At 43.9% G+C, this 10066-nt stretch carries 11 protein-coding genes and 1 pseudogene; 4 read left to right on the top strand and 8 right to left on the bottom strand.

What is annotated here, in order from left to right:
• Positions 1–188 (bottom strand): helix-turn-helix domain-containing protein (locus ABZA00_RS14395; protein WP_372882854.1); only part of this gene is annotated, 188 nt, incomplete at its 3' end.
• 50 nt (positions 189–238) lie between these two features.
• On the opposite strand from ABZA00_RS14395, the gene ABZA00_RS14390 reads away from it, so the two are divergent.
• Positions 239–391: a DUF3950 domain-containing protein gene (locus ABZA00_RS14390; RefSeq protein WP_372882853.1), complete on the top strand. Its 153-nt coding sequence runs from the start codon at positions 239–241 to the stop codon at positions 389–391.
• Positions 392–446: 55 nt separating this feature from the next.
• Here ABZA00_RS14390 and ABZA00_RS14385 read toward each other — a convergent pair whose 3' ends face one another.
• From ABZA00_RS14385 to ABZA00_RS14375, 3 genes are all read right to left on the bottom strand, one after another.
• Complete coding sequence (locus ABZA00_RS14385; RefSeq protein WP_372882855.1) at positions 447–641, bottom strand: YwbE family protein; 195 nt, start codon at positions 639–641, stop codon at positions 447–449.
• Positions 642–789: 148 nt separating this feature from the next.
• Positions 790–1284, bottom strand: a complete 495-nt coding sequence (locus ABZA00_RS14380) for a peptide-methionine (S)-S-oxide reductase (RefSeq protein ID WP_372882852.1) — start codon at positions 1282–1284, stop codon at positions 790–792.
• 285 nt (positions 1285–1569) lie between these two features.
• A complete protein-coding gene (locus tag ABZA00_RS14375) occupies positions 1570–1920 on the bottom strand; it encodes a RidA family protein (protein ID WP_372882851.1) in 351 nt (116 codons plus the stop codon).
• 722 nt (positions 1921–2642) lie between these two features.
• Between ABZA00_RS14375 and ABZA00_RS14370 the strand changes: the two genes are divergently transcribed.
• Both ABZA00_RS14370 and ABZA00_RS14365 read left to right on the top strand, forming a co-directional pair.
• Positions 2643–3350: a helix-turn-helix domain-containing protein gene (locus tag ABZA00_RS14370; RefSeq protein ID WP_372882850.1), complete on the top strand. Its 708-nt coding sequence runs from the start codon at positions 2643–2645 to the stop codon at positions 3348–3350.
• Positions 3351–3448: 98 nt separating this feature from the next.
• Positions 3449–4378: a DMT family transporter gene (locus ABZA00_RS14365; RefSeq protein ID WP_372882849.1), complete on the top strand. Its 930-nt coding sequence runs from the start codon at positions 3449–3451 to the stop codon at positions 4376–4378.
• Between the two features lie 193 nt (positions 4379–4571).
• Here ABZA00_RS14365 and ABZA00_RS14360 read toward each other — a convergent pair.
• A pseudogene (locus ABZA00_RS14360) lies at positions 4572–4676 on the bottom strand (DUF2196 domain-containing protein); the annotation flags it as partial.
• Between the two features lie 70 nt (positions 4677–4746).
• On the opposite strand from ABZA00_RS14360, the gene ABZA00_RS14355 reads away from it, so the two are divergent.
• Complete coding sequence (locus ABZA00_RS14355; protein ID WP_372882848.1) at positions 4747–5694, top strand: IS1595 family transposase; 948 nt, start codon at positions 4747–4749, stop codon at positions 5692–5694.
• On the opposite strand, the gene ABZA00_RS14350 is transcribed toward ABZA00_RS14355, so the two are convergent.
• From ABZA00_RS14350 to ABZA00_RS14340, 3 genes are all read right to left on the bottom strand, one after another.
• A complete protein-coding gene (locus tag ABZA00_RS14350) occupies positions 5685–5807 on the bottom strand; it encodes a DUF2196 domain-containing protein (protein WP_372882847.1) in 123 nt (40 codons plus the stop codon). The genes ABZA00_RS14355 and ABZA00_RS14350 overlap by 10 nt on opposite strands.
• Positions 5808–6445: 638 nt before the next feature.
• Positions 6446–8560: a hypothetical protein gene (locus tag ABZA00_RS14345; RefSeq protein ID WP_372882846.1), complete on the bottom strand. Its 2115-nt coding sequence runs from the start codon at positions 8558–8560 to the stop codon at positions 6446–6448.
• On the bottom strand, positions 8542–9822 hold the full coding sequence (locus ABZA00_RS14340; RefSeq protein WP_372882845.1) for an HlyD family secretion protein: 1281 nt from the start codon (positions 9820–9822) through the stop codon (positions 8542–8544). Before ABZA00_RS14340 ends, ABZA00_RS14345 begins: the two co-directional genes overlap by 19 nt.
• Positions 9823–10066: the final 244 nt, after the last annotated feature.

Here is a 10066-nt window from a genome sequence, read left to right as displayed (position 1 = left end):
TTCTTTTTTAGTTGAGTTAGGTTTTTACTCCAATCGTTATAATTGGTTTTGTTACCTAAATCGTATTGCTCTCTGGAAAAACCAAGCGCTGAATTATAAGCAAAACGAACACAGCCAAATGTCTGAGCAAGCATTAACGCTTGTTCTTTATTTGGGTAAAACCTGTATTTGTATGCGCTTAATTTCAATTTCAAACCTTAATCTGATACGCTAGTACGTACACAATAAGAGAGTTACTATGAAAAATCAAGCACGTACTATTAAATATTATAAGCAAGACAATTCAGATCGAAAGCAAATACGCTTTGGTGAACTGTTAGATAGGATTCATGCCGTTCGCGGAGACACTCCTTTTTCAGAGTGGGTTAAAGATGCTTGTGAACAAAAATAAAAAATGCGTTACCACGCGCGACGGAGCATAGAGCGAGATGTATTCATACGTGAAGTTAATCGTGAATCACTTTAACGCGCCCTACCTCACCATTTTCTAAACGTACTTTAATACCGTGTGGATGGTTGTGAGAGTTAGTTAAAATATCTTTAACGAGGCCATCGGTCAGGGTGCCGTTACGCTGATTCTGCTTTAAAACAATCGATACTAATAAGCCTTTTTTAATATCTGATCTGCTGGTTCCGTTCAGATTCATATCCTAATTAGCATGTGATGCTGAAGTTTGCCCACGGGCGGGTCTTTAATCTTAACACCGTCTTTTTTAACTATTTTCTAAAAATTCAAAATAAAAACTTGCTGCCCCCGCCATATCTATTGACGACTGAGAGCGCCCCTAATTACTGAGATGTTTTACGATATTTATGCAATAAATCTAATGGAATATGACAATAGTCATCTTCGTGTAGAGTGAGTCTATCTTGATGTTCAGCATCGCTTTTTACGTAGTTGCTCAGTGCTTTGACTTCCACAACAATCTTCTTCGAATCGGGACGGGCCGCGATATACTGTTTAACCACCTCAAGGTGCTTACTCTCCCGGCTATAGACACCGGTACGGTATTTCTCTCCAACATCTTCGCCCTGACGATTAATACTGTAGGGATCGATGATTTCAAAGAAATAATCCATCAGCTGATTAACTGATACCAGCTGCGGATCAAACTGAGTACGCACACATTCGGCATACCCGTCATACTCAGACTTTGTGCTATTTGATAAGCCATTTGCCCTGCCTGCTTCGGTGCTAATTACCCCGGGCAAATAACGCATAAACTCCTGCACGCCCCATAAACAACCACCAGCAAAAAATAGCTCTTCTCTTGCATTTTCCATAAAAATCACCTCGGTCAGCCAATAAATAAAGCAGAAACTGTAACAAAATTGCCGCTAAAGATGAACAGGTGCGTGCGGGGTGGCCTTTCATTTTGATCTAATCAGCATGTCGATGAAATTCTCAGAAATGGGGGAACAACCAAGATCTGTGTATAAGAAAATCATGGATGTTCTTCATTTCCTTAGAGGAATAACCAAGATCTGTGTACAAGAAAATCATGGTTCCTTCATTTCCATGCTGACAGGCAGGGCCTTAGGGAATGGGATAATGCCCCTTTTTAACAATTATTTTTCCGCAGCAACGACTGAGATCTCAACCAGCAATGCTTCCCTAGCCATACTCGCTTGCACACAGGCTCTAGCCGGTGCATGCCCTTCTGGCAGCCAGGCATCCCATACGGCATTCATTGCGGAAAAATGCTCGGCCATATCTTTAACGTAAATAGTCGCAGATAAAATATGCTGGCGGTCACTGCCTGCCTCTAAAAGCAGTTGATCGACTTTAGCTAACATAGTCTGAGTTTGTTCAGTAATGTCCTTAGTTGCATCTGCGCATACCTGTCCACACAGGTAGATAGTACCGTTGTGCTTCACCACGCGGCTCATTCTCTGTTTTGTCTGTAACCTTTCTATCATGTTGATTCCTTATGCTTTATATCGACAGGGAGAATAGCAGAAAGTAACAAACTAACAAATAGAAGGTTAAGCTATCAACAAAGCAAATAACTGATGAAAAACTGGGACTTATTGCAGGGACAGCATGGCATTCGACCGTGACTGCTATGCCACTATAAAACAAGCTAATCAATGAGCTGCATGGCAACAATAGCAATCCTCCACTGCGACTTATCAGCCTGAACCAACAACAAATTCCAGCGCGCTAATGCCTGAGATGCTATTAGAGCAGGCCTGAAGAAAGACAAGCCGCATTGACTGTCACCCGTTTCACAATATCGCAGGACTTCAGCAAAGGCAGCCTGTTAGGCTGATATCAAGTAAAGACAATTGCGTCATCAATCTTTGAGCAGAACATTATCAAACAGGGGCCCCCAAAGCTTTTCATGCCAAGAAAAGTTATGGGTGTCCTTCATTTCCCCATCCCCCTTCATTTCACCATCGCGCAACAGTTACTTCCCCTTTCGGGTCAGGCCCCGTTTTTTATCCGGCTTGACTGCCAGCAGCCCCCTGATAAACGCCTTAAGTCTCGAAGCTCTCTGGCATGGCGATGACTGACTGAACCGTTCAACCAAGAAAGCATCCCTTTAACGCCTTCTCATGCAAATTTATTGGTTAAGGTGTTACTCTCTTGTATTCTTAAGGTAACTTTGTACAACGTGGATCGGACCGGCACTCAGTTAATGGCAAACTTACTATCAATTCGCTCTTACAACTCGATAAAAAAAGGACACGACCATCCCTTTCACCAACTGGTTTTACCGCTGCGTGGTGTGATCAATATTGAGGTGGGCGCTTTTTCCGGAAAAGTAACGCCCGGTGAGTGCGTCGTGGTAAAATCTGGAGAGATGCACCATTTTAATGCCGATCCACAAGCCAGGTTTGTCGTTGCTGACATGGATGTTATGCCTGAGCAGATCACGCAATCGAGTACTATGGTTTTCTCTATTAGCCCGCCGCTTTTGCGTTTTCTAAGCTTCGTCGAAGAGCAGCTGAACTACCAGATAAACAAAGATATTGAACAGTTGATGTTCGCCACCTTTTACCAGCTGTTAAGCGAACAACGCCTGCTCAAACAGATTGAGCCGAGGATCAGAAAGGTGCTCGAGTATATAGAGAGCCATTTAGCAGAAATCCTGTCAATTGCCCATTTGTCCGGCATTGCCTGCCTGAGTCCGACACAATTTAAAAAAGTATTCAAGCAACAGACACAGCAGACAGTGACCCAGTACATTACGAAATTACGTATGGAAAAAGCGCAGGCACTGCTGCTTCATACCGACTACCCGATTCAAATAATCGCAGAGACCGTGGGTTACACCGATCTCACCGCCTTCAGCCGGCGTTTTTCCCAACACTTCGGCTTGCCTCCGTCTAAATTTACCCATTAATAACGTCTGCAAAGCAGACAAAAACGTCCGTTCAGCAAAATAAGCTTGATAAACTCGTTATAAGATCAAGGGTATACTAATAACTTATTGGAATTATTATGCTTTTAAAAAATAGTGTATTTAGCGGCGCAGTGGCGATCATAATAGCCAGCATTTTATGGGGAACGACCGGTACAGCCGCAAGCTTTACGCCTGACGTAAGTCCATTAGCAACCGGCGCATTTGCAATGGGGATAGGTGGCGTACTACTTACGTTAACCTCACTGAAGGCGCTGCGACAGGATAAAAGCCGGCTCCTGGGTCAACCTAAAATGCTTATTACCGGTGGTCTGGCTGTCGCTATATATCCGCTGGCTTTCTATAGCGCGATGAAGCTATCCGGTGTCGCCATTGGCACCGTTATCTCTATTGCCAGTGCCCCCTTTTTTACCGTACTGTTAGAGCGTCTTATAAGCAAAAAAACAATCAGTATAAAATGGCTGGTCAGTTTCCTGTTTGGCGGACTGGGTATTGTTTTTTTAACCCTCGGCAAACAAATTGAGCCGGCACTTAACCCATCTGGCGGTTTTCACTACTGGGGGATCGCCTTAGGCCTGATAGCCGGACTGACCTACGCCACCTACTCCTGGGCTGCGCGACAGATGATAGAACAAGGTAGCAGCTCAAATTCAGCTATGGCGAGTATGTTTGCTCTGGCGGCAATTATACTGCTGCCTTCTCTGCCCTTCACTGGTGATAATCTCTTTTCCAGCGCAACCAACATCAGCGTCGCTCTCTACATGGCCATCATCCCGATGTTTCTCGGATATCTGTGTTTCGGTTACGGGCTTAGACATATCCAGGCCAGCACAGCAACCCTGATAACCCTCTTGGAGCCGGCGGTTGCCACCCTGTTTGCTATTGCTATCGTTGGCGAAAAGTTTCACGCCATCGGCTGGATGGGTATGCTGTTTATTGCTATCTGTTTAATGCTGCAGGTGGTTAAACTGCCCGCGACAAAGGGAATCTCGGTGAGCGTTTGCGGATAGGCTGGGTCTTATACTGAACCTATTGCAAAAATAGCGGATGCAATAGGATTCGGGGCAGTCTTTCATTTTGTGCTATGCAGGTCGCGACATCAAAAACCTTCAGAGCGAAAAATTTCATTTTCCCGCTTACAAGCTTATTTGTAAAAATGTTTTAGCACACGGGCGTGTGGAGGAGAGTATTGAATGCGTGAAGTTAATCGTGAATGACTTTAACGCGCCCTACCGCGCCATTTTCTAAGCGTACTTTAATGCCGTGAGGATGGTTGTGAGAGTTAGTTAAAATATCTTCTTGATTCCCCACAAAACACAGCCATTGTTATACGGCCTGAACTATATTTAAGATAATTTAGCTGTTGAGGATCTAAATCATGAGTAAAAATATGATTCAACACCAACATGGCTATAGCTTACTCGAATTATTCAAAAATTATGGAACAGAACAACAATGTATTGACGCGCTTTTCAAATGGAAATGGGCAGGTGGTTATATCTGCTCTAAATGTGGTTCTAAAAGCTATTGCTCCCTAAAATCCAGAAAGATTTACCAGTGTAATCATTGCCACCATCAAACATCAGTCACAGCAAACACAATATTCGAACATACCAAACTACCACTAACCGTTTGGTTTTTAAGCGTTCATTTAATTACCCAAGCTAAAACTGGTATCTCGGCACTCGCATTAAAACGAGAGGTAGGGGTTTCGTATAATACCGCTTGGAAAATCAAGCAGAAGATTATGCAAGTTATGAAAGAAAGGGAAGATTGGCGGAAATTGTCAGGTAACGTGCAAATTGATGATGCATATTATGGTGGCGAGCGTCACGGAGGAAAGAGAGGGCGTGGTTCGGAGAATAAAATCCCCTTTATTGCGGCCGTATCTACCAATGAGGAAGGCCACCCAATCTATATGAATTTTCATGTTGTTGAGGGATTCCGATTAACAGAGGTATCTCGATGGGCAAAGAAACATTTGTCTTCTGATAGCTTGGTTTCATCTGATGGTCTAGCTTGCTTTACCGCGGTAGAAGATGCTGAGTGTGAGCATTCAAGTACAGTAACGGGTGGTGGTTATGAAAGCGTAACTAAAGAACAGTTTATTTGGGTTAACACTATGATTGGCAATGTTAAAAACTCAATTTCAGGTACATACCACGCAGTCAGAGGTAAACATTTACCTCGATATTTTGCCGAGTTTTGTTATCGATTTAACCGTCGGTTTTCACTTGAGGATATGTTGCCGCGATTTATGTTTGTGGCGTTGAAAACACCACCTATGCCACAAAGGCTTTTAATTATGGCTGAAGCTTATGGGTAATCATGAATATCTTTAACGATGCCATCTGTCAGAGTGCCGTTACGCTGATTCTGCTTTAAAACAATCGATACCGATAAGCCCTTTTTAATATCCGATCTGCTGGTTCCGTTCATATTTAACCTCAACTCTGGATAATGGGCATTATACCAGATGAAGTTATTTTTTTTGACTCAGGTAAAGCTCAATGCCGGAGTTTTCGTTCCTTTCAAGGCAAGTTTGTGAAGTAATAGCCGGCTATTACAAGCAAACTTAACGAAGAAAGGGGTGAAAAGAGCGGTATTGAGGAATGTCGCTTATCCAGAGCTGATGTGATGGTCTCCTCCCTATCCACGTCTGTTGCTGAAGTTTGCCTGAAGGCGAACATGATGGTCAATAGTGTTTTTAAAGTGCAGAAGAATTTGCCCTGAGGAGATATATACCCATGTTACTTCAAGATGCAAAATCAGCAAGCCAAATTGTTTTTAGATGCAAGATATAAAATTGAAATATAGATAAGTCATTCTACATTGAGATTTTATAACGATGCAGAACAATCCAATTCGCCTTGACCTGCGGGGGCTCATCTCGAAAACCAGTATTACGTTACAGCATTCGATAAGGGAACAGCCATTATCATCATACTGCGCCTTATTCTGGTCTCCGAGCTGAGTCCTGATAAAACATCTTGAAGTATCATGGGCATAGGAAACAAATATTTCATGCAGCACTATCAAGTATGGCCGCCAACCCTTTTACTAAACAGATAGAGCTCCTAATAATTGGCATTTTTGTATGCGCTTGACCACTGCCTGACTAAAAACTTAGATAGTAAGCGACTCAGGTGTTCAGCTATGCTGGCGGGGGATGACTTAAGCTGGAGCGATGCTCTGGCGGGCTGATAATTAGATGTCCACCCCGTAACGGTCAGCTCGGCAATGAAAATTTTCTCCATGGTCAACATTCCGGATTGCTCGCGATTATCGACTTCGATATGACCACCTGTCAGTGTGCCCAATAATTTTGAGGGAAGCTGGGAAGTGGCTCCTGGGACAACAGTATTAATCGTCGCGTGATAGCTTTCACCGGGATCGGCCGGGAATATAACGTCAACGGATTTAAGGCGCTGAAGGATATCCTCGAGCTGATCTTCTCTAATTATCATCTTTAACGTCAGCGCCCCCGCCTTATGAACGTGACCAATCAGCGTTCCCCGTTGGGGAATCGAATGCAGCAAATCCTGCGCACGGTTTAATATAAATAGACCATCAACCGGCGCCTTAAGATCAAGAGAGGCTAATTTTCGCTGGATCTCTTTTAACTCTGATCGCGCGACCTCTATCTCATACTGTACTGACTGTGTTTGTGATTTGTCGACGCGCATTAAAAGTTGGTATTGCTGCTGTAGTTCTTGAATGCGAAAAATTGCATTTTTCTCCGCAATAGTCAGGGATTCGTCGCTAAATTCGATTAGCGGCTGGCCCTGTTTTACATACTGCGATGGTGTGGCGAGAAGTTTCGATATCCGCGCAGTAAGAGGCACTCTTATCTGCTGTTCCTGACGAGTAATAACGATAGCTTCCGTGTGCTGGGTAAAGGAAAAAGTAAGCTCGAAAAGCACAAAATAGACAATTAAGCAGGCAGCGCATGCCCGCTCGATAAACCTTAACCGTTGCTCTGTAGACTGCATGCTATCATAAGCGTTCTTCAGTAAGCGTATTATTGGCCAGACCACCTGGCTGAAGAGCAGCAACAAGGCCAACACCCCGCCAAGCAGGAAAAATTTTCCACTCACATACAGCGCAATCGAAAGAGAGATAAAAAACCTGTAGGGTATGGCTAACAGTGCATATAAAGCAAGCCAACGCTGTTCAATTTTGCTCGGATTCTGTCGCGATATAAGAGAGGATAAAACCTCACGGAACGATTTTTTTGCTGTTTGATCCAGGTTATAAATTCCCAGCACGTCACTCAATGCATAATAGCCATCAAAGCGCATCAACGGGTTCAGATTAAACAGCAAACTTGAAATTCCACCTGTAAATGCAATATCAAACAGCAGTTCCTTAACAATGCCGGGTGATGATACTGCCCATAAAAACAGCGCTAAAGCCGCCAACGTCAGCTCAATCTGCATCCCGGCAAAGCTTACCCATAATCGCTCTTTTCTCTCTTTTATTGAATAAATAGAGTTGCAGTTGATATAAGGTAAGGGAAAAAAAACCAGAAAGATAATGCCGCATTCTCTACTTTCACCGCCAAAATATTTAAGGGCCAACGCGTGCCCCATTTCATGGAAAACTTTCAGAAAGATATAGGAGACCGGCAGAAGAATGAAGTTAATAGGATCAAAAAAGCGACTCTCCCAGTGTGATGCCAAATCAGCCCAAAATTGTGGTAACGATAATAGTGCGATCAACCATAAACAAAGAGAGGCAAGCAGCGTTGAGCGGTTAAAAAACAGATGCGCGTAGCCGATTAAGTAATTCACTATTAACGAGGCGTCAAACAGCGGGATTTTAATCGAAAAGGGATTTTTAACCAGCTTCCGCCAAGGTTTTTTACCTGCCGCTACGGGGTTTTGGACAAAGAAGCCCTGACTAAAAATTTGTACTATTGTATCAAGGAGTTGAGCGCGTGATAGCGGATCTAAATGACTCTCTTCAAGGCTTGCAGATAATGTGCGGCTGCCATCAAGAGAGAGCATGATTTTTTTTAATTCCGGGCTGCACAGATAACTGACTTCGTTCACTCTATGGTGGAGAATAAACTGCGCGCTGTACCGACCCGACTGCTCAACGATTTCAACGGCCGGATCGACACGTAACGGAAGATCTAACAGTGATGGGGCTTTATCCTGATCTGACAAATTCAAAGAGAAAATCTCCACAGCTGCATCCTTGCCCAGTCATAAAACCGGCGAATCAGCTGCCAGCCTAATGCTTTTTGACCGACACTCACTTTCGCGACGCCCTCCATGCCGGGCTTAAGCCCATGGTTGTCTTCGGCCAGTAGTTCAGCTTCTGTCAGGTACACGATGATCCCGTCAAGTTCGGAGTATAATGGTGATATCGAGACGATTTTCGCTGCTAATTGCTGGTGTGGAAAGGCGTGCAGGCGGAGATCCCCTTTCTGCCCTTGCTGAAAAAAGCGAATATCTTTCTCTGGAATCTTTAACATCACGCGAAAATCATCCAGCGGAGACACCTTAAATAACAGATCGCCCTGGTTAACCTTGGCACCAATGGAACGGCTGATATCTCCGGCTATTACCCAACCGGATATGGGACTGCTGATCTTGGATTTGCTGATCTTAAGATCGGATTCGGCGATACTGCCTTCTATCTGAGCTATTTGTGACTTAAGGAGTCTGGCTTGCCCCCTTTCTCCCTTGGAGAGCGTGGTGCGGTATTCGTTTAATTTTTCATTGCGCTGGCTCAGTAATTTCTCGCGTGCCAATACAAGCTCTTGATCTTCCAGCTCTACCAAAACCTGCCCCTCACTCACCGACTCACCGGCTTTGGTGTCCGCGGCGCGAATAAAACCATCATAGGGTGCGACAACAGGCGCCTCAATTTTTCCTTCTATTACCGTGGGTACTGAAATCTTGTATTCAAGCGGGATCAGCATGATCAGAAAAAAAAGAGTTATCAGCGACAATGAAACACCTTTTTTTACTTTGAGTTTATCAACAGAGGTTCTTAAAAACAGCCCTAATTTGGCCGTTAAGCCAACCCTTGCTACTTCAGTCTGCGGCAATTTTTTGGCTGCATTAAACTCTACAATTAACAATTCAGCTAACCACTTTGCTGCCCACTGACAAATAGATTGTAGCGATTCGATTGATTGTTTGTTGGCGTTCATCTCAATCAGCAAAATAGGGTTTTTGCGATCAGTTTCAAAGTTCATTATAACGGGCAAGGCAATTGAGATCGTTTTGTCCGGCTCCTGAGCGAAACAGATTTTTTGCTGCAGATAGGCGAGCTGGATAAATTTGATTAAGTGTTCAGATCTACGAAAAGTTTGCGGTACATTTTTCCATGGCCGATGACCTGGGAATAATTCCGGAGAATATAAAAGCGCTACGCTCACATCCGGTAACATTTTTCGCACCATTTCTAACCAGTTTATCAACCTACTGTCTTTAGTCATATATCCATATACCCGTGCTACCTCAAGGTGCTGTAATTAGAGAGCGATGCTGAAAATTCCATCGTCATGGTTAACTACGCTTATTTATCCTGATCACTGCGCCTCTAGGGTCTGTTGATCTTTCGAGATTGTTTTTGCAGCAGTTTGTTGGTTCTTTATACAAGGCAGAGCCTGCGTAGTGTAGTTATTCTACATAAACAGGCGATAACGCAGTAGAAAGAGCCAACAAGCGCTGCCCGAAGGG

Source organism: Psychromonas sp., from assembly GCF_041586535.1.
GTDB lineage: Bacteria > Pseudomonadota > Gammaproteobacteria > Enterobacterales > Psychromonadaceae > Psychromonas.
Note: the sequence above shows the minus strand (reverse complement) of the source record. Positions and strands in the feature narration are given on the sequence as shown.

Excerpts from the sequence above, each read along its gene's own strand:
- ABZA00_RS14390 (WP_372882853.1), top strand. The coding sequence starts at position 239 with ATGAAAAATCAAGCACGTACTATTAAATATTATAAGCAAGACAATTCA.
- ABZA00_RS14380 (WP_372882852.1), bottom strand. The coding sequence starts at position 1,284 with ATGGAAAATGCAAGAGAAGAGCTATTTTTTGCTGGTGGTTGTTTATGG.
- ABZA00_RS14375 (WP_372882851.1), bottom strand. The coding sequence starts at position 1,920 with ATGATAGAAAGGTTACAGACAAAACAGAGAATGAGCCGCGTGGTGAAG.
- ABZA00_RS14370 (WP_372882850.1), top strand. The coding sequence starts at position 2,643 with ATGGCAAACTTACTATCAATTCGCTCTTACAACTCGATAAAAAAAGGA.
- ABZA00_RS14365 (WP_372882849.1), top strand. The coding sequence starts at position 3,449 with ATGCTTTTAAAAAATAGTGTATTTAGCGGCGCAGTGGCGATCATAATA.
- ABZA00_RS14355 (WP_372882848.1), top strand. The coding sequence starts at position 4,747 with ATGAGTAAAAATATGATTCAACACCAACATGGCTATAGCTTACTCGAA.
- ABZA00_RS14350 (WP_372882847.1), bottom strand. The coding sequence starts at position 5,807 with ATGAACGGAACCAGCAGATCGGATATTAAAAAGGGCTTATCGGTATCG.
- ABZA00_RS14340 (WP_372882845.1), bottom strand. The coding sequence starts at position 9,822 with ATGACTAAAGACAGTAGGTTGATAAACTGGTTAGAAATGGTGCGAAAA.